The sequence below is a fragment of the Rhodococcus wratislaviensis genome, assembly GCF_041228765.1.
In the GTDB taxonomy this organism is placed as follows: domain Bacteria; phylum Actinomycetota; class Actinomycetes; order Mycobacteriales; family Mycobacteriaceae; genus Rhodococcus_F; species Rhodococcus_F wratislaviensis.
Genome location: NZ_CP150488.1, coordinates 7,549,677 through 7,567,446, shown reverse-complemented (window position 1 = coordinate 7,567,446; position 17,770 = coordinate 7,549,677). Strand labels below are relative to the sequence as shown.

Sequence of the window (17,770 nt, the reverse complement as noted above, 5' to 3'; positions counted from 1 at the left end):
TGTCGTACGGCGTACGTTAGTGGGGTGTCGTCAACGAAAGGACACCACCGTGAAGGTCACCGCGAGCGCACTGTCGCTCAACGTCGCGGACCCCAGTGCGTCGGCCGAGTTCGCCAAGTCCCACCTGGGCTTCGTCGAGGAGATGGCCGCCGAGGGCTTCGTGTCACTGAAGCGCGCGGACGTCGGCTTCAATCTGGTCTTCCTGAAGACCGGACTGGAGACCTTCAAGCCCGCGCGGATCGCCGGTGACGCCGGCCAGGGGTTGCTGATCGCGCTCGTTGTCGACGGTATCGACGGCGAATACGAGCGACTGCAGGCGGAGGGCGTCCCGATCGTGACGCCCATCGAAACCGAGCCCTGGGGCGAACGCTACTTCCAGATGAGCGACCCCAACGGGGTGATCATCCAGCTGGTCGAATGGATGTAGCGGTCACACCGAAGCGAGGAACGGCTCGACGGCCGCGAGCACTTCGGTGCTCGCGGCCATGGCCGTCGAGTGGTCGAAACCGGGCAGGATCGTCAGCGACGCACCGGGAATCAGCGCTGCCACCCGCTGGGTGTCGCCGATCCGCTCGGCGTCGTCCGAGCCGACGAACAGCAGGGTGGGGACGGCGATCCCGCGCAGGACGTCGTCGTCCACTCCCGGCTCCACACCGGAACGCCGCATGTACGCGGCGAGCGCCTTTGCGTCGTTCGCCATGAACGCCGCCCGGGTGCCGGCGTCGATCGGCCACGCGCGCCGGGCATTCCACTGACCCAGGAACGCATCCATGCCGTCCCGTTCGAGGACGTCGATGCAGCCCGGGAAGAACAGGCGGTCGAACGCGCCGGCCTGCGGTCGGCTGCTGCCGCCGCCGACGATCAGGCTCTCCAGCCGTTCTGGCGCCCCGACTGCCAAGGCCAGCGCGACCCGGCCGCCGAGCGAATACCCCAAGACGTGCGCGCTGGGAAGATCCAGGTGGTCGAGGACTGCCAGGACGTCGCCGCTGACCAGATCCATCGCGTACGCGCTCTCGTCGTGCGGCTTGTCGCTGCGCCCGTGGCCCCGCAGATCGACCAGGATCAGCCGGTATCGGTCACGCAACGCGGCGACGTAACCGAAACCGCGCCAGATCGCGTGGGAGAGCGCCGTGCCGTGGATGAGAACGAGGGGCTCGCCGTCGCCGACCGTCTTGTACGCGATCCGGACACCGTCGACGGGGTTGGTAGCGTGCTGCACCCGCCCAGTCTGCATCACTCAGAAGTCGCGGCCCTCCGACACCCACTGCAGATCCTCCGAACGCGCACCCTCCACGTGCTCCCCGGCCGAGTTCAGCACCGCCAGCTGCGCCGCATCGAGTTCGATACCGAGAGCACCGGCGTTCTCCGTCACCCGTTCCGCACTGCGGGTTCCGGGGATGGGTACGACCGGAAGTCCGAACTCGCGGCCTTGCGCGTAGAGCCACGCCAGCGCAACCTGTGCGGGTGTGGCACCCAGCACGTGTGCGACCGAATTCACCGCGTCCACCACGCCGAGGTTCCGCCGCAGCGTGCCCGCCGCGAACCGGGGGAGAGTCCGCCGGAAGTCGTTGGGCGCCAGGGTGCCGACGTCGGTGACGGTCCCGGTGAGGAACCCCCGGCCGAGCGGCGAGTAGGGGACGAACCCGACACCCAGTGCGGCCGCCGCCGGCACGATTCGCGCCTCGACGTCGCGGCTCCAGATGCTCCATTCCGACTGGATCGCCGTGATGGGATGCACCGCGTGCGCGGACGCCAGCTCTCCGGCCGTCACCTCCGACAGTCCGAGGTGCCGCACCTTGCCCGCCGCCACCAGTTCGGCCATCGCACCGACGGTGTCCTCGACCGGAACCGACGGGTCGGGGCGGTGCAGGTAGTAGAGGTCGATCGTGTCGATACCGAGCCGGCGCAAGCTGGCGTCCACCGCCTCGTGGACGTAGGCGCGGTCGCCGCGGATCGAGGCGCCACCCTCGCTCCGTTTCCTCGGATCCCCCAGAATTCCGAACTTGGTTGCCAGCGTGACTTCCTCGCGCCGACCCTTCAGCAACTGCGCGATCAACCGTTCGTTGTCGCCGGCGCCGTACACGTCGGCGGTGTCGAGGAAACTCACTCCGAGATCCACCGCGTGATGCAGTGTCGCGAGCGCCTTCCCCGGTTCCACCCCGCCGTAGACGGGTGTGAGAGCCATTCCTCCGAAACCCATGTCGGAGACGGTGAGCGAGTCACCCAGGGTTGTCGTACCTATACCGGTCATGCTTCTCCTCGTCGTTGTCAGGTGCGGTTGTCGTCGGTCCCTGCGATGAGGGCCCGGTAGTGATCGACCTTCGTGTCGAGGGCCGCCAGGGCGTCGTCGAGCCTCGCCTGCTGGGCGCGGATGCGTTCGCGGTGCTCGAGGAGCAACGACAACCGCCGCCCGTAGGTCTCGGCGCCGCCGGCCAGCAGCACCGCGAATCGCTGCATGTCACTGGTCGGCATGCCCGTGGTCCGCAGCTTCACCAGCAGTTCGATCAGCCGCACGTCCCGCTCGCTGTAACGGCGGCGACGGTCCGAACCCCGCGCGATTGTGGGAATCATGCCCTCGCGCTCGTACCAGCGCAGGGTGTCCTGTGTGAGGCCCGTGATCGCCGCGACCTCCGAGATGCTCGCGAACGCTCCGGTCGACTGCTCCAACTGGGTGGCCATGACTGAACCGTACGACCTGGAGTGCACTCCAGCGCAAGACCCGGGCGACTCCGTCTCGTCGATCTGTCCGCACCGGGAGCCGGTTTGCCGGACACATTGTCGGTTGTCGCTGCCGGCTTGGGCGAACACAGTGCTTCTATGGCAATCACCGAGGGCGCCACGAGCGACGCGACCGCTGCCGAACTCGAGTACGGCGACCGTGTCCTGGCCGTCGAACCGGGCGGAAACGAATTCATCCCGCACGAGGTCCGGCACGGGACTCCACGTCAGCTGTTCTGGACGTGGATGTCGCCGAACCTGGAGTTCGCCACGATCTTCATCGGGGTCCTGTCCGTGTCGGTGTTCGGGATGACGTTCTGGCAGGCGACGCTCGGGCTCGTCCTCGGGACGGGCCTCGGGGCTGCCGCGCACTACGTTCTGTCCGCGCGAGGTCCACTGCACGGCGTTCCGCAGATGGTGCTCGGACGCCTCGGCTTCGGTTACCGGGGCAACGCCCTTCCGTCGGCGTTCATGTCGATCACGTGCGGCGTCGGCTGGTTCGCCGCCAACAGCGTCAGTGGAGCGTTCGCACTCAACACGCTGACCGGTCTGGCGCCCCTGCCCTCACTGCTCGTGATCGTCGTCATCCAGACCGTGTTCGCGTTCTTCGGGCACAACCTGGTCCAGGCGTTCGAGCGTTATGCGTTCCCCGTGCTGGCCGTGATCTTTGCGATCACCGCCGTGGTCGTGCTCGCGAAGTCGAACCCGGGGGCACCCGCGGTCGAGGGCGGTGTCGGCGGAATGGGCGGGTTCCTCCTCACCGTCGGAACGGCGTTCGGCTACGCCGCCGGGTGGACGCCCTACGCCGCCGACTACACGCGCTACCTGCCCGCTACCGTCTCGACGGTCCGCACCGGGCTGTTCGCCTCGGCCGGACTGTTCGTCTCCTGCGTCGCACTGTCGGTCGTCGGCGCCGCCTCCGTGACGATCGGCGCACCGGCATCCGACAACCCGACCGACGCCTTCACCGCGAATCTTCCCTCGGCGCTGGCGAACCTGACGCTGCTCGCCATCGCACTCGGGGCAGTCGCGGCCAACGCCCTCAACGTATATTCCGGGTCGATGGCCTTCGTGACCATCGGGCTGAAGTTGCCGCTGAAGACGCAGCGGGCAGTGGTCACCATGATGTTCGGAGTCGTCGGATTCCTCGTGGCGTGGTGGGCGCTCGCCGACGCCGCCGCGAGCTACGAGGCCTTCCTGCTCATCGTCGCCTACTGGATCGGACCGTGGCTGGGCATCATGTTCGCCGACCAGTACCTGCGCCGCGGACAGCGGATCGACAACCTCCTGTACAACCGCGAGTACCGCAACCGGGGTGGTCTGACAGCGTTCGTGATCGCCCTCGTCGGATCCGTCCTGTTGTTCTCCAATCAGGAGAAGTTCGTCGGCTACGTCGTGCGCGCGGTACCCGAACTCGGCGACATCACGTTCTTCGTCGGCTTCGTGCTTGCCGGAGCGCTCTACTTCGCGATCAACGGTGCCAGGATCTCACGTGGCCAACCTGTTGGCGCACAGGGCAAGTAGCAGCGAACCGTACATCGACGGCGAACCCGGGTCGTATCCGAGCAACGCCCGGATACGCTCGAGACGCTGATACAGCGATTGCCGGCCGAGATGCAGCGCCGACGCCGAACTGGTGGCGCTGCACCCGTGCCGAAGATGCACCTCCAGCGTACGGACCAGGTCGCTCGAATGGGTGCGATCCCACTCCACCAGCGGCGCAATGGTTGTCGCGACCATCCGCTCCCTGACGTCGGGAGGTAGCCGGTCGAGCGTGAGTTCCGGCGCGAGTTCGCGCGTCGTCGTCACCACCTGTCCTGCCAGCCACGACCGCCGGGCAGCCATGGCGAGGCGCAGTCCCGAGCGGGCGGTGTGCAGCGCGGCACCGACGTCTCCGGGAGCGAAGTCGCACGGATCGCCGACCACCACCGTCACCCCGTCGGTGATGTTGGACGCCAACGATTCCTGAAAACAACCGGTGACCGTACCCACCGCGTCGACCGCAGATGCGGGTAACGCGATCAGACCGAACGTGCTCGCGTGGACCTCCGCACGCAGGCACGGCTGTCCGAGCAGTTTCGCGGCCGAATCCAGCAACCGGGTGGCGATGCGCGAACCCGGCGAATCGATGGCGATCGCGACCACCCGGTTGCCCGGCGCGGGATGGAACCCGGCAGCGGCGGACCGCACCGTGAGGTCGATCTGCCGGACGTCGCTGCGATCCAGCAGATCCGACACCAGCGCGGCCGCGGCACGCTGGGGACGTCCGGCGAGGCTGCCCGAGTAGGTGAGTGCCAACCCCAGCGACGCCGTGGATCGTTCGAGCAGCGCACGCAACACGGACGAGTCCATGGTGGAACCCGGCCCGGCCGTCAACGTCCCCCACGCGCCGTCCCGCGAATGGATGGTGGCCGTGACGGTTCCGGCGTCGGCTGCCGCCCAGGCCGCACGGTCGTCGTCGACGCCGTGCGCCGCGACCAGCGCCCCGCTGCCGCTGGTGACGATCAGCGGGCAACCGCTCGCCTCGCTGATGCGCTCGAGCAACCGGGCCACCCCGTTGCCTGCCATCAGTTCGGCGTCGAGGATGCGGGACAGTTCGTTCTGGGTCCGGAGGGCCGACACCTCCCGGGAGATGATCTCGGTGTTGGCGTTCTGGCAGAGTTCGATGAACGGGACCACCGTCCGGAGCGCGATCAGCGGCAGGTCCAGGGCGGCCGCCTCCTCGATCATGTCGCCCGGAACGGCGTCGAACGTCCGGCCCAACTCGATCGCCACGCCCGCGACGTTGCGTTCCCCGACCTCGCGGAGATAGTGCCTGCGCGTGCCGGGATCCACACCGGACAGACCCAGCCCGGTGGTCAGCAGCAACTCGTCCCCGGACAGCAGCGGGCTGATCTCGTAGATCTCACTGGAGTGCACCCAGCGCACCGTGCGGCCGAGCTGCGACTTCCCGGCCAGGACCTGCGGGTTCGCACCGAGGAACTGGTTACGGAGCAACTCGCGCACGGTCAACGACATCGTCGAACCCTCCTCCGGAGGCGGACAGTCTGTACAGGTTAAGTCCCGTTCGTTACCACAGTGTGTCCGTTGTGGTCGCAGCGTCCGAGACGGAAGGTAGAGGCATGTCGATCTCTGTGAACTCTGCGCGGATGGCCCTCGACCCCGAGGAACTGCTGACCGTCGCGATCGCCGAAGCCGAACTCGGCAAACGCGAGGGCGGGATACCGATCGGGGCTGCACTCTTCGCCGGTGACGGAACCCTGCTGGGCAGCGGCCGCAACCGACGGGTCCAGCACGCCGATCCGTCCGTCCACGGTGAGACGGACGCGTTCCGGGCCGCCGGGCGCCAGCGCGACTACCGCTCGACGATCATGGTGACGACCCTGTCCCCGTGCTGGTACTGCAGTGGTCTGGTCCGGCAGTTCAACATCGGCGCGATCGTCGTGGGGGAGAGCGTCACGTTCACCGGCGGCCACGAATGGCTCCGCGAGAACGGCGTGGACGTGACCGTGCTGCGCGATCAACACTGCATCGACCTCATGACCGAATTCATCGAGAACCAGCCCGAACTCTGGAACGAAGACATTGGAGTAGCCGAATGACCCCGATCGCCACCGTCGACATCGCACTCTGGCGGGCGGGCGGACCCTCCGCCGCGGCCGTCGCCCGGGACGTCGACGAGGGACTGCAGCGCGCCGGTTTCCTCCTCGTCCGGGGCCACGGGGTGACGCGCGACCTGGCCGCGGACGTACGGGCCGCCGCGCGCCGGTTCTTCGCACTCCCCGAAGAGGTGAAGGCGCGGTACTCGGCGATCGTGGGCGAACGCGGCTGGATCGGGCCCGGGATGGAGGCCAACGGCTATGCCGAGGGCACCGAGACGCCCCCGGACCTCAAGGAGACGTTCGCCATCGGGGCCGAGACGTGCACCGGGGATCCCGTCGTCGACGACGTGTGGTTCAAGCCCAACGTGTGGCCCACCGAAGTGGTGGAACTGCGCGACCTACTCACCACCTACATCGAGGCGATGCGCCGGCTCTCCGACGACCTCCTCGCCCTGTTCTCGGCGGCACTCACACTGCCCGCCAACCCCTTCGACGGACTCGCGGACCGCCCGACGTGGACATGCAACATCAACCACTACCCGCCGATGTCGTCGGTGGGGGAGCCCGAGCCGGGCCAGTTCCGGATCGGGCCGCACACCGACTTCGGCACCGTCACCGTCCTCGACCGGGAACCCGGCGCGGGCGGACTCCAGGTGTACACCGACGAAGGCGGCTGGGAGGACGCGCCGTACGACCCCGACGCTCTCACCGTCAACATCGGTGACCTCCTCGAGTACTGGAGCGGCAAGCGCTGGCCGTCGGGCCGGCACCGTGTGCTGCCGCCGCAGGCCGATGCCCCCGAAGAAGACCTGGTGTCGCTCATCTACTTCTACGAACTCAACCACGACGCGCAGGTGACACCGCTCGAGCCGCCGATCGGAACCGTCGCCGGGCTCGGGCCCGTCACGTCGGCGGACTTCATCAAGACCCGTCTCGACGCGATCACGCTATAGGCCCCGCCCGTGCGCCTTTTTGGTAGCCGGGGCTACCCGAAAGGCGCACGGGCGCGAAGCGCCTCGTCGGTCAGTTCCAGCCACCGGGTGACACCGATGTCGGAGAGGAACTGCCGGTCGTGGCTGACCACGATCAACGCGCCGCGGTAGCTGCGGAGCGCTTGCGTGAGGTGCGCGAGGCTCGGCAGGTCGAGGTTGTTGGTCGGCTCGTCCAGCAACAACAGCCGCGGGGCGGGTTCGGCCAGCAGGATGGTCGCGAGCGCCGCCCGCAACCGTTCCCCACCCGACAATGCGGATGCGAGCACGTCGGAATCGTTGCCGCGGAACAGGAACCGGGCCAGCTGGGCGCGGATCTGTTCCTGCGACGCGTGGGGCGCCGCCACGGCCACGTTCTCCGCCACCGTGAGCGATTCGTCGAACACGTCGAGGCGCTGCGGCAGGGCCTTGAACGGAACCCGCGGTCCCGCGGCCACGACGGCGTCGAGCAGGGTCGTCTTCCCGACGCCGTTGCGTCCGACGAGGGCGATCCGCTCGGGACCGACGACGTCCAGCGACACGTGCTGTCCGCCGAGCAGGCTCACGTCCCGGACGGAGACCACCTCCTGACCCGAGTGCACCTCGGTGGCCGGGAGATCGATCCGCACCTCGCGGTCGTCCCGCAGTGCACTCTCCGCCTCCGTCAACGACACCCGCGCTTCGTCGACCTTCGCGATGTGGTTGTTCCGCAGCTTCCCCGCGGATTCCTGCGCCTGACGCTTCCGCAGCCCCATCACGATCTTCGGCTCGCGCTTGTTCTCGAACATCTTCTGCCCGTACCGCTTACGACGGTCGATCTTGATGCGGGCCTCGACGAGTTCCCGCTTCTGCTTCTGCACATCGCTGCGGGCATCACGCACCGCCGCCCGCGCGGCCTCCTGCTCCGCCTCGACGATCTCCTGGTAGGCACTGAAGTTGCCGCCGAACATGCGGACCTCGCCACCACGCAACTCCGCGACGGAATTCATGAGATCGAGCAGGTCGCGGTCGTGGCTGACCACCAGCAGGGTGCCCGGAAACTGCTGCACCACCTCGTAGAGCTTGCTGCGGGACGCGCTGTCGAGGTTGTTGGTGGGCTCGTCGAGGAGCAGCACCTCCGGTTCCTTCAACAGTTGCGCGGTGAGGCCGAGCAGCACCGTCTCGCCGCCGGACAGGGTGCCGACGGTGCGATCGAGGTCGGACGTGCTGCCGAGCACGCGTTCGAGACCGAGCCGGTGCAGGGTCGAGACGGCTCGTTCCTCGATGTCCCAGCGGCCGGTCGCCGCATCGAAATCCTCGGGTGTGCCGTCGCCGGACTCGATGCGGTGCAACGCCGCCCGGAGGTCGGCGATGCCGAGGATCCGGTCGACCGTCAGCGTGGGATCGAGTGTGATGTCCTGCGGCAGATACGCCACCTCACCCTGAGCCGTCACCGACCCGCGGTCGGGGTGCAGGCGCCCGGCGATCAGCCGGAGCAGCGTGGATTTACCGGAACCGTTGAGACCGACCACGCCGGTGCGTCCGGGTCCGAAGACGGCGTCGAGGCCGTCGAAGACCGGCTCGCCGTCGGGCCAGGTGAACGTGAGGTCGGACAGGGACAGATATGACTGGGCCATGGGGTACTCCCGAGGTGTGTGCGGATGAAGACTCGCGTGACTACCTCGTCAGGAGCAATGGACCGTTCCCCTCTGTCTGACGCGCCCGGTGCGCATCGGTGACGTTCACGATAGGACGCCGCCGATGCCCGCGCAATCGATTTAAATCTGGGGGCCGTCGGCCCGGAGTTCGTCCACCTTCGCCATGGCTTCGCGGAGTTCGGCGAGCCACTGTTCGCTGTGCTGGCCGGCCAGGCGCACCGTCCACATCAGGGCGTCCGACCGCGACCGTGCCACACCGGCGTCGACGAGCGTGTCGAGAACCTTGCGTTCGGGTTGGCGGAGCCGGGTCATCACCGGAACGGCGAGGTGAGTGAACAGCGTCTTGTGGCCGTCGAGGCTCACGCCCCACGCGACCTTGCGCCCGTATCGCCTCTCGGCCTCGTCGGCGATGCGCATCCGATCGCCCCGGGTGGTTTCGCGGAACCGGGAGATGCGTCCGTCGATGGCGGCCTCGGAACCGGAGTCGGCGGATTCGACGGGCGGCAGTTCGCCGACCACCACGATCTCCTCGCGGTCGACCTCGACGGTCGCGGGGCCGGTGAACCAATCGTCGGGAAGACGGCCGGCGAACCATTCGGCCGCATCGGTCGCATCGGGGACATCCGCCTGCTGCCATCCACCGGGCCGGCCGAAGCGGCGGGGGCCCGGACCTTGTGTGTTCCTCATGGCGTCCTCCTGGGGACCCTGGTGCCGCGATCACTGTGATGCAGCACTGATTACATGATTACACCGATTATTCGAAGCGCGCCACCACGTCAGGCATGATCGAGTCCGTGCGCACCTCAACCGTTCGTCACAGCCCCATCCGTCCCACCCCCACCCGGAAGGCAGCGGCCGGAATCGCCGTCCTCGCGTCCGTGCTCTCCGCCTGCGGACTCTTCGGGCCGGATCAGCCCGACACCGTCTCGCAGCAGTTCGCCGACGCCCTGAACAGTGACGACGTGCAGGCCGCCGCCGAACTCACCACCGATCCGGCCGCGGCCACCGCCGCGATCACGGCGATGTACGACGGGCTCGGAAACAAGGACGGAACGTTCACCCGCACCGACGTGCAGGAGTCGGGCGACGACGGCGGAACGTTCACGATGGACGTGTCGTGGCCGTTCGCCCCGGGGCAGGAGTGGAAGTACAGCACCACCGGCAACGCCACCAAGGATGGCGACGACTGGAAGATCGTCTGGGACCCGGCCGTGCTCGCACCCGGTCTCACCGACGACACCACCGTCCGGTACACCACCACGACCGGGGCGCCACCGAAAGTCCTCGCCGCGGGTGGGGCGCCGATCCTCGAGCAACAGGTCGTGACGCTCGTCAACCTCGAACCAGGTGCGGACACCGCGGCGGTGGCCTCGCTGCTGTCGCCCATCGCCCCGACGATCACCGCAGCCTCGCTCCAGCAGGATCTGGCCGGCGCCCAGGGCAAGCCGGTCACGGCCATCTCGCTGCGCGCCGAGGACCTGGCGCCGATCGAACCGCAGTTGCGGCAACTCGCCGGAGTGACACTGGCCCCGCAGACCAGGCTGCTCAGCACCGACAAGGCGCTGGCCTCACCCACCCTGGCGGGCCTCGGCGACCTGTGGCAGGAGGGGCAGGACGCCTCCGCCGGCTGGGCGGTGCAGCTGGTCGGTCAGGACGGCGCGGCGAAGAGCATCGCCGGTGAGCAGGGACCCGACGCCCCCGACATCGCGACGACCCTCGACCTCCCGATGCAGATGGCTGCCGAGCGGGCGCTCGCCGATGTGCCGCAGCAGGCCGCGATCGTCGCCCTGCGACCCTCCACCGGGGAGGTGCTGGCGGTGGCGCAGAACGCGCCGGCCGACGCACTCGGGCCGATCGCGCTGACCGGCCTCTACCCGCCGGGATCCACGTTCAAGACCGTGACGACGTCCGCGGCCCTGCAGGCCGGTGCCGCCACACCGGACACCGTTCTGCCCTGCCCCGGCACCGAGAACATCGAGGGCAGGCAGATCCCCAACGACGACGAATTCGACCTGGGCGCGGTCCCGCTGCACACCGCCTTCGCGCGGTCGTGCAACACCACCATGGGACGGTTGGCGGTCGGCTTGCCGCCCGACGCCCTGCAGCAGGCCGCGCTGCAGTTCGGGCTCGGCGTCGACTACGTGACGCCCGGGCTCACGACCGTGACCGGCAACGTGCCCGTCGCCGACAGTCCGGCGGCCCGTGTCGAGTCCGGGATCGGGCAGGGGCAGGTGACCGCGACGCCGTTCGGGATGGCCATGGTGGCCGCCTCCATCGCGAACGGTTCGACGCCGTCGCCTATGATCGTGCAAGGCCAACTGGGAACAGCCGACAAGACGGCACCCCCCGTGCCTGCGAACGTCACCTCCGACCTCCGGACGATGATGCGTGAAACTGTGACGGGCGGTACCGCTACTGCGCTGCAGGACATTCCGGGACTGCTCGGCAAAACGGGCACGGCCGAGTCGGGAAATGGCCCCGCGCACGGCTGGTTCGTCGGAATCAAGGACGACCTAGCATTTGCCGTATTTATAGCAACAGGTGACAGTTCGGCCCCTGCTGTGCAGGCTGCGGGGCGTTTTCTTCGATAAACCCGTTCGCGCGTTGCTGTTCGGGGATAAGTTGTGGCTCAACCGTAACTCCTTCGTAGGCAAATGGTGCTTGTTACGCATGTGACTGAAAGCAAGATGGTGGACATGGGGAATGGACGATCGCTTGGCCGCCGCAACAGATACGTGATCGCCCTGACGTCGGCTGTCGTTCTGGCGGTGATTCTGGCGTCGTGTGTGCTGTCGAAAGAGGAGGCGACCGCTCAGTCGGTCGTCGACGACTTCGTCAACGCACTGAACGAGGGCGACGCCGCTGCCGCGGCAGCGCAGACCTCTTATCCCAACGCCGCGGAGACGGCGATTCAGCAGATGTTCGACGGACTCAAACCCGAGGACGCCAAGTTCGACCTGACCCAGTTCATGGATCTCGGCTCGGATTCCGGCTTCTTCACCGTCGGTGCCGCTTGGCATTTCGGTGAGGGCAAGGATTGGACCTACCAGGTTCAGGGTGGTGTGCGGAACCTGTCCGTCGGCTGGCGCATCTCCTGGGATCCGTCGATCCTCGCGCCCGACCTGGGCAACGGGCGTATCGTCCGCTACGACCGGACGGACGCCGCTCCGCCGCGGGTCTTCGACGCGTTCGGTGCGTTGCTCATGAACGAGCAGACCATCAACTCGGTCACCCTGGATCCCGCCACGATGCCCGATCCTGTCGCGACCACCCGGCGTCTCGCGGAGGTCCTCGAGCCGGTGGCGCCCCTCGTGACGTCCGACACGATGATGGCGGAGATGGCCGAGAAGCCCGGCCAGCAGGTCACCGCCGTGCTGCTGCGCGACCAGGACTGGGAGTTCCTCGAGGAGGATCTCGCGATCCCCGGCGTCGTCACCATCAAGACGCCGAAGCTCATCACAGCGGATCGGCGCATCACGACACCGCTGCTGGATCCGCTGCGCAAGGTGTGGCAGGCGAACCGGGACGCCACGGCCGGCTGGGCCGTCCACCTCGTGGACCCCGACGGCACGCTCATTCCGCAGGCAGGTTTCCAGGGCCCGCCCGGACCGGACATCGTCGCGACCATGGACTCCCGCCTGCAGCTGGCAGCAGAGGAAGCCGTGGTCAGTGTCGGCACGCCCGCGACGATCGTCGCGATCCAGCCGTCGTCCGGCGCCGTGCTGGCCGCCGCGCAGAACAATCAGGCGATGGAGCAGGGGCCGATCGCGTTCCAGGGGCTCTACCCCGCCGGATCGAACCTCGACCTGGTGAAGAAGGCCGCCGGACTGCAGAAGGGCGTCGACCCGTCCTCGCTGTCGATCGAGGACATCGAGAAGGCGGGCAATCAGCTCGGGCTCGGCATGAACTACAAGATCCCGGGCCTCGACCATCAGACCGCCGTCTTCACCGCCGACCAGTCGGGCATGAACCAGGTGATGAACCGTAAGGACAGCGACCTGCCCGCCGTGACTCCATTCGGGATGGCCATGCTGGCCGCGTCGATCGCGCGGGGCAGCGCGCCGGCGCCGATGATCGTCCAGGGACAGCCGGGCACCACGGACGTGGCCGCTCAGCCGCTTCCGGCGAACGTCAACGACCAGCTCCGTGGCATGATGCGCGACAACGTGGTGCGGGGCGGGGCGTCGTTCCTCAACGGCTACCCGGACCTCATGGGCATGAACGGTGCGAGCGGCGACGACCGCTGGTTCTACGGCTCACGCGGCGACCTGGCCTTCGCGGTCTTCGTCGCCGACGCCGACGGTGGCGACCGCGCGGTGAAGATGACCGACATGCTCTTCCGTGAGATGGCGAAGCCGGCGAACTGAGGGCGGGCCGTCCGCGCTGAGGGAGTAAGTGAGCAAGGGTAAGTTTCTACCTTGTGTCCCTGCTTGATATCGGTCTTCTCGTCGTAGCGGGGTTCTTCGCGGGACTGGTCGGCTTCGTCACCGGCCTGGCGTCCATCGTGTCGTATCCCGCACTCCTCGCGGTCGGTCTGCCGCCGGTCACCGCGAACGTCACCAACACGGTCGCGATGGTGGCGGTCGGCGTCGGCGCCCTGTCCAACTCGACGCGGGAGGTCGCCGACACCGGTCCCAAGCTGTGGCGCTGGGCGCTGTACTCGGCTGCGGGCGGCCTGGTGGGCGCGGGAATCCTGTTGGTGGCTCCGGCGGGATCGTTCGAGGCGATCGTTCCGTTCATGGTGGCGTTCGCGGCGCTGGCATTGCTGCTGCAACCCCGACTCCGCGCGCTGGCGGGCGGGCGGGACATGCCACGCGCGTACTCGGTGTCGTTGTTCGTCGTCGCCATCTACGGCGGTTACTTCGGCGCGGGTGCCGGCGTGATCTTTCTGGCGATCGCTTTGATCCTCACCTCGGAGAAGATCTGGCGCGCGACCATCCTGAAGAGCTTTCTCCTGGGCGTCGCGAACCTGGTTGCGGCGATCGGGTTCGCGGTCTTCGGTCCCGTCCACTGGGGCGCCGCCGCAGCGATGGCGATCGGCGCCCTGGCCGGTGGGTGGTGCGGCCCGCCCGTCGTCAGGCGGATACCACCGTCCGTCCTCCGCGTCGTCATCGCGATCGCGGGATTCGGGTTGGCCGTGTGGTTGTGGGTGCGCTGACGCTCAGTGCACGCCCTTCATCAGACGCCGGATCCACGGTGAGCCGACGGCGAGGAGCACACCGACGGCGATCGAACCCAGCCCGACCGCGGTGAAGTACGGGACTTCGTTGTTCTCGTCGTAGTAGCCGGCCAGCGTGCCCGCCATGGCGGTGCCCAGGGCGACGGACAGGAAGAACAACGCCACCATCTGGGTGTGGAAGGCCTCGGGCGCCAGCTTGGTCGACAGCGACAGCCCGACCGGGGACAGCAGCAGTTCGGCGAACGTGAACAGCAGCAGGATGCCGGCCAGACCCAGCAGCGGTGCGCTGTTCGCACCGCCACCCGACATCGGGATGAACGCCAGGAACGCGATACCCATGATGACGGTGCCCGCCGCGAACTTGATCGGCGAGGACGGCTGACGAGGTCCGAGCTTCGTCCAGGCGGCCGCGAAGACGCCCGCGAAGATGATGATGAAGACCGGGTTGATGGACTGCACCCACGACGGCGGGAAGTCCCAGCCGAACAGGTTGCGGTCGAGTCGTTTGTCGGAGTACACCGCGACGGTGGTGAACTGCTGCTGGAACAGCGACCAGAACACGGCGCTGGCGATGAACATCGGGATGAACGCGTAGACGCGGCTGCGCTCGACGGCCGTGATGCGGCGGCTCGACAACATGATCGCGAAGTAGCCGATCGCCGCGACGATGGTGAGGCCGACCACGATGTCCGACATGTTGGCTGCGGTGATCACCCCGGTCAGGGACAGGGCGGCAATCACCACGACCGCGGCGGCGCCGATCGCGATCCACTTGGGTCGCTGTGCGCGGGGGAGGGGATTGGGCGGTTCCGCCCCGATGCCCCGGAGGCGCTTGCGGCCGAGCGTGTACTGGATCAGTCCGAGCGCCATGCCGATTGCGGCGAGCGCGAAGCCGGCGTGGAAGCCGATGGCGTCTTGCGCCCAGCCCGTCAGCAGTGGGCCGACGAGGGCACCGAGGTTGATACCCATGTAGAAGATGGAGAATCCGGCGTCGCGGCGCTCGTCGTCCGCGTCGTAGAGATCGCCGACGAGCGAGGTGGCATTGGCCTTGAGCCCACCGCTACCGAACGCGACGCAGACCAGGCCGATGCCCACACCCCACAGGCCCGGGAACACGGCCAGGGCGATGTGGCCGAGCATGACGAGGATGGCGCTGTAGAACAGGGTTCGTTCGGAGCCGAGGAGCCGGTCGGCGATCCAGGCGCCGAGGATGGTGGACAGGTACACCGTGCCGCCGTAGGCGCCGACGATGCTGGTCGCGGACGATTCTGCGATTCCGAGTCCGCCGTCGGCGGCCGAAAAGTAGAGGTAGTAGATCAGGATGCCCTGCATCCCGTAGAAGGAGAATCGCTCCCACATCTCGACGCCGAACAGGTTCGCGAGGGCGAACGGCTGGCCGAAGAAGCCGCGGTCGGACCGCTTCTCGTCCCGGGCCGGATCGATGGTGTCACTCATGGGAAAACTGTCTCACCTCGAGCGGAAGTTCGTGTGCCGTCGGGGCGGATTCGCCGCTATCGGGTGGCGGCGCGCGACTTCGTCACGATCTTGGCGACGGCACGCCAACCGAGGAGGAATACGGCGAGCACGGTGCCGGCCACGATGACGAAACTGAACGCCGTTCCCTGGCCGCTGACCACGCGCAACAGCATGCCCACCACGAGCGTCGAGAGCCACACCACGATGCCCGTCGGGACGAGGAGGAATCCGTCGAACTTGTCGCGGTAGAGCGCGACGGTGGCGAGCCAGCCGACCGCGAGGCCGGTCAGAAACGGCCACGCCGTGGTGGCCAGACCCGTCAGGGCGTTGGCTTCGTCGTGGCTGCGGCGGCCGATCGCGCAGAACACGATCACGAGAACGACGTCCAGGGCGAGCGCGGGGAAGTACTTCTTCACACGGTCAGCCTAGAGGGGCCGCCTTCGCGACAATAGGTGGACTCGCGCCAACAGTGGACCGGGAAGAAAATTGTACTCGGTCCAAGTTGGAGTTAAGGTTCGATTCATGGCGACGGACAGCGGATCAGGTCTTCGCGTCTCGAAGAAGCACGAGACCTGGCGGACGCTGCATGCGTGCGCCCTCGACCTGGTGGACACGCGCGGATACGACGACGTCAGCGTCGAAGAGATCGCGGCAGCGGCACGGGTGTCCAAGAGCACGCTGTTCAACTATTTCGACTCCAAGGAAGCGCTGCTCTTCGACCCCGGACCGGGTGACCGTGAGCGGTGGCAGAAGCTGGCAGACGAGCGTCCCGACGGCGAACCGATGTGGGCGTCGGTCCGCGAGATCATCCGCGCGAACATCGCCCACAACGCCGCCACCCTCACGGTGCAACGCCGGATTCTGGACGCCGCCCCCCACCTCGCGCAGTCGACGAAGGCCGCCGGAGAGCGATTTCAGCAGTTCGTCCAGGAGTGGGTCGACGCCCGGGTCCGACCAGATCGGGTCGACCCGCTCTGCAGTGCGCTGCTCGTCAACACGGCGTTCGCCGTACTGCGCACCGCGTATCTGCAGTGGCGGCCCGGCGACGACGCGCAGCGGTTCCTGGGGTTGCTGGATTCGGCTTTCGCGGAGATCGAGGCCGGGGTCCTCGACCTTCCCCGGTCGCGGACCGGCGTCGCGTCCGACGAACGTCACTGAGGTGTGGCGCGGGCGGACGGTACCCAGGACGGCATTGGCGATCGCCGCGGCCGGAGCGCTGGTCGTCGAGGTTCTGGTGTTGGGTCCGTACATCGCGCGAGCGTCGGGCACGTTGCTGCACCCGCGGTGGCGGTGGCTCGTGCTGGCGGTGATCGCCGAGATCGCGTCGATGACGACGTTCGCGCGACTGCAGCGGCAATTGCTCGCGGCAGGCGGTCTGCGGGTGGCACTCCATCGTTCGATCGCCCTGACTTTCGCGTCCAACGCGCTGTCCGTCACGCTCCCCGCCGGCCATCTGGTGTCCGCCGGATTCACGTTTCGGAGGTTGCGCACGTGGGGTGCGAGCACCGCGCTGGTCGCCTGGACGATGCTCGCGTCGGGGATCATCAGCTCCCTCGCGCTCGGGGCCCTCGGAATTCTCGGCGCAACCGTCGGCGTCCGGGCGCATGCCGATCCCATCACCGTCGGCGGCGAGATCGTGGGAGTCCTCGGCCTCGCCTTCGCGATCCGGGAGCTGGTGCGCCGTCCCGAACTGCTCGTGTCCGCGGGGGAGCGGGTGCTCGGCTGGGCCAACGCGTTTCTGCGGAGACCCGCGGCGTCGGGCGTCGAACGCGTCCGTGCCCTCGTCGAGCAACTGGCCCTCGTCCGGCCCCGCCCGCGTGACTGGGTGCTCGGCGGCGTGTTCGCGGGACTGAACTGGATCGGCGACCTGCTGTGTCTGGTCGCCGCGTGCCGCGCGGTGGGCGTCACCGACGTCGGGATCGGCCTCGCGATGACGGCCTACGTCGCGGGCATGGCCGCGTCGAGCATCCCTTTGATTCCCGGCGGGATCGGCGTCGTCGACGGCGCCCTGATCGTGGCGTTCGTCGCCGGCGGGCTGGGCACGGACGAGGCGACTGCCGCCGTGATGCTGTACCGGCTGATCAGTTTCGCGCTGATCGGCGCGATCGGGTGGGCAGTGCTGTTCGCCGCCCGGTATGCCCGCGGCACGACCGCGCCCCGTCGTCCGGGTGGATGACGGGGCGCGTGGTG

17 protein-coding genes are annotated in these 17,770 nt (G+C 68.0%); 9 read left to right on the top strand and 8 right to left on the bottom strand.

The window, feature by feature from the left end:
- Positions 1-49 precede the first annotated feature (49 nt).
- Positions 50-427, top strand: coding sequence for a VOC family protein (locus tag WKC72_RS34800; protein WP_005263638.1), 378 nt, complete (start codon positions 50-52; stop codon positions 425-427).
- Between the two features lie 3 nt (positions 428-430).
- Here WKC72_RS34800 and WKC72_RS34795 read toward each other — a convergent pair whose 3' ends face one another.
- From WKC72_RS34795 to WKC72_RS34785, 3 genes are read right to left on the bottom strand one after another with little or no spacing between them, the layout of a single operon-like run.
- Positions 431-1,234: an alpha/beta fold hydrolase gene (locus WKC72_RS34795; RefSeq protein ID WP_370181064.1), complete on the bottom strand. Its 804-nt coding sequence runs from the start codon at positions 1,232-1,234 to the stop codon at positions 431-433.
- Positions 1,235-1,237: 3 nt separating this feature from the next.
- Entirely contained in the window at positions 1,238-2,251 is a 1,014-nt protein-coding gene (locus WKC72_RS34790) for an aldo/keto reductase (protein ID WP_370181063.1), read from the bottom strand.
- 17 nt (positions 2,252-2,268) lie between these two features.
- Positions 2,269-2,679, bottom strand: coding sequence for a MerR family transcriptional regulator (locus WKC72_RS34785; protein WP_370181062.1), 411 nt, complete (start codon positions 2,677-2,679; stop codon positions 2,269-2,271).
- Between the two features lie 138 nt (positions 2,680-2,817).
- Between WKC72_RS34785 and WKC72_RS34780 the strand changes: the two genes are divergently transcribed.
- Positions 2,818-4,242, top strand: coding sequence for a cytosine permease (locus WKC72_RS34780; RefSeq protein WP_370181061.1), 1,425 nt, complete (start codon positions 2,818-2,820; stop codon positions 4,240-4,242).
- Here WKC72_RS34780 and WKC72_RS34775 read toward each other — a convergent pair.
- Entirely contained in the window at positions 4,207-5,736 is a 1,530-nt protein-coding gene (locus tag WKC72_RS34775; RefSeq protein ID WP_370181060.1) for a PucR family transcriptional regulator, read from the bottom strand. The genes WKC72_RS34780 and WKC72_RS34775 overlap by 36 nt on opposite strands.
- Before the next feature lie 104 nt (positions 5,737-5,840).
- Here WKC72_RS34775 and WKC72_RS34770 point away from each other — a divergent pair, with 104 nt between their 5' ends.
- Both WKC72_RS34770 and WKC72_RS34765 read left to right on the top strand, forming a co-directional pair.
- A complete protein-coding gene (locus tag WKC72_RS34770) occupies positions 5,841-6,320 on the top strand; it encodes a nucleoside deaminase (protein WP_052024015.1) in 480 nt (159 codons plus the stop codon).
- Positions 6,317-7,273 carry an isopenicillin N synthase family dioxygenase gene (locus WKC72_RS34765; RefSeq protein WP_370181059.1) on the top strand — a complete coding sequence of 319 codons (957 nt, stop codon included), beginning with the start codon at positions 6,317-6,319 and terminating at the stop codon, positions 7,271-7,273. Before WKC72_RS34770 ends, WKC72_RS34765 begins: the two co-directional genes overlap by 4 nt.
- 32 nt (positions 7,274-7,305) lie before the next feature.
- On the opposite strand, the gene WKC72_RS34760 is transcribed toward WKC72_RS34765, so the two are convergent.
- Positions 7,306-8,904, bottom strand: coding sequence for an ABC-F family ATP-binding cassette domain-containing protein (locus tag WKC72_RS34760; protein ID WP_370181058.1), 1,599 nt, complete (start codon positions 8,902-8,904; stop codon positions 7,306-7,308).
- 141 nt (positions 8,905-9,045) lie between these two features.
- Positions 9,046-9,612, bottom strand: coding sequence for a hypothetical protein (locus WKC72_RS34755; RefSeq protein ID WP_037232898.1), 567 nt, complete (start codon positions 9,610-9,612; stop codon positions 9,046-9,048).
- A 95-nt stretch (positions 9,613-9,707) separates the two neighbouring features.
- Between WKC72_RS34755 and WKC72_RS34750 the strand changes: the two genes are divergently transcribed.
- The 3 genes from WKC72_RS34750 to WKC72_RS34740 all read left to right on the top strand — a co-directional run bounded on the left by WKC72_RS34750 (position 9,708) and on the right by WKC72_RS34740 (position 14,083).
- A complete protein-coding gene (locus tag WKC72_RS34750; RefSeq protein WP_370181057.1) occupies positions 9,708-11,516 on the top strand; it encodes a penicillin-binding transpeptidase domain-containing protein in 1,809 nt (602 codons plus the stop codon).
- 96 nt (positions 11,517-11,612) lie between these two features.
- Entirely contained in the window at positions 11,613-13,292 is a 1,680-nt protein-coding gene (locus WKC72_RS34745) for an NTF2-like N-terminal transpeptidase domain-containing protein (RefSeq protein ID WP_081792393.1), read from the top strand.
- A 53-nt stretch (positions 13,293-13,345) separates the two neighbouring features.
- Positions 13,346-14,083 carry a sulfite exporter TauE/SafE family protein gene (locus tag WKC72_RS34740; RefSeq protein WP_037232906.1) on the top strand — a complete coding sequence of 246 codons (738 nt, stop codon included), beginning with the start codon at positions 13,346-13,348 and terminating at the stop codon, positions 14,081-14,083.
- Positions 14,084-14,086: 3 nt separating this feature from the next.
- On the opposite strand, the gene WKC72_RS34735 is transcribed toward WKC72_RS34740, so the two are convergent.
- Both WKC72_RS34735 and WKC72_RS34730 read right to left on the bottom strand, forming a co-directional pair.
- Positions 14,087-15,559 (bottom strand): peptide MFS transporter, encoded by a 1,473-nt coding sequence (locus WKC72_RS34735; protein WP_370181056.1) that lies wholly within the window; start codon positions 15,557-15,559, stop codon positions 14,087-14,089.
- A gap of 56 nt (positions 15,560-15,615) precedes the next feature.
- A complete protein-coding gene (locus tag WKC72_RS34730; protein ID WP_037232910.1) occupies positions 15,616-15,996 on the bottom strand; it encodes a DUF3054 domain-containing protein in 381 nt (126 codons plus the stop codon).
- Positions 15,997-16,102: 106 nt separating this feature from the next.
- On the opposite strand from WKC72_RS34730, the gene WKC72_RS34725 reads away from it, so the two are divergent.
- Together WKC72_RS34725 and WKC72_RS34720 are read left to right on the top strand one after the other, a co-directional pair.
- Entirely contained in the window at positions 16,103-16,738 is a 636-nt protein-coding gene (locus tag WKC72_RS34725; protein ID WP_112301039.1) for a TetR/AcrR family transcriptional regulator, read from the top strand.
- Between the two features lie 34 nt (positions 16,739-16,772).
- Positions 16,773-17,756 carry a YbhN family protein gene (locus WKC72_RS34720; RefSeq protein ID WP_370181055.1) on the top strand — a complete coding sequence of 328 codons (984 nt, stop codon included), beginning with the start codon at positions 16,773-16,775 and terminating at the stop codon, positions 17,754-17,756.
- Positions 17,757-17,770 lie beyond the last annotated feature (14 nt).

Coding starts and splice junctions, on each gene's coding strand:
- WKC72_RS34775 (WP_370181060.1), bottom strand. CDS start 5,736: ATGTCGTTGACCGTGCGCGAGTTGCTCCGTAACCAGTTCCTCGGTGCG.
- WKC72_RS34765 (WP_370181059.1), top strand. CDS start 6,317: ATGACCCCGATCGCCACCGTCGACATCGCACTCTGGCGGGCGGGCGGA.
- WKC72_RS34785 (WP_370181062.1), bottom strand. CDS start 2,679: ATGGCCACCCAGTTGGAGCAGTCGACCGGAGCGTTCGCGAGCATCTCG.
- WKC72_RS34795 (WP_370181064.1), bottom strand. CDS start 1,234: ATGCAGACTGGGCGGGTGCAGCACGCTACCAACCCCGTCGACGGTGTC.
- WKC72_RS34770 (WP_052024015.1), top strand. CDS start 5,841: ATGTCGATCTCTGTGAACTCTGCGCGGATGGCCCTCGACCCCGAGGAA.
- WKC72_RS34735 (WP_370181056.1), bottom strand. CDS start 15,559: ATGAGTGACACCATCGATCCGGCCCGGGACGAGAAGCGGTCCGACCGC.
- WKC72_RS34755 (WP_037232898.1), bottom strand. CDS start 9,612: ATGAGGAACACACAAGGTCCGGGCCCCCGCCGCTTCGGCCGGCCCGGT.
- WKC72_RS34725 (WP_112301039.1), top strand. CDS start 16,103: ATGGCGACGGACAGCGGATCAGGTCTTCGCGTCTCGAAGAAGCACGAG.
- WKC72_RS34750 (WP_370181057.1), top strand. CDS start 9,708: ATGATCGAGTCCGTGCGCACCTCAACCGTTCGTCACAGCCCCATCCGT.
- WKC72_RS34745 (WP_081792393.1), top strand. CDS start 11,613: ATGGTGGACATGGGGAATGGACGATCGCTTGGCCGCCGCAACAGATAC.
- WKC72_RS34780 (WP_370181061.1), top strand. CDS start 2,818: ATGGCAATCACCGAGGGCGCCACGAGCGACGCGACCGCTGCCGAACTC.
- WKC72_RS34760 (WP_370181058.1), bottom strand. CDS start 8,904: ATGGCCCAGTCATATCTGTCCCTGTCCGACCTCACGTTCACCTGGCCC.
- WKC72_RS34790 (WP_370181063.1), bottom strand. CDS start 2,251: ATGACCGGTATAGGTACGACAACCCTGGGTGACTCGCTCACCGTCTCC.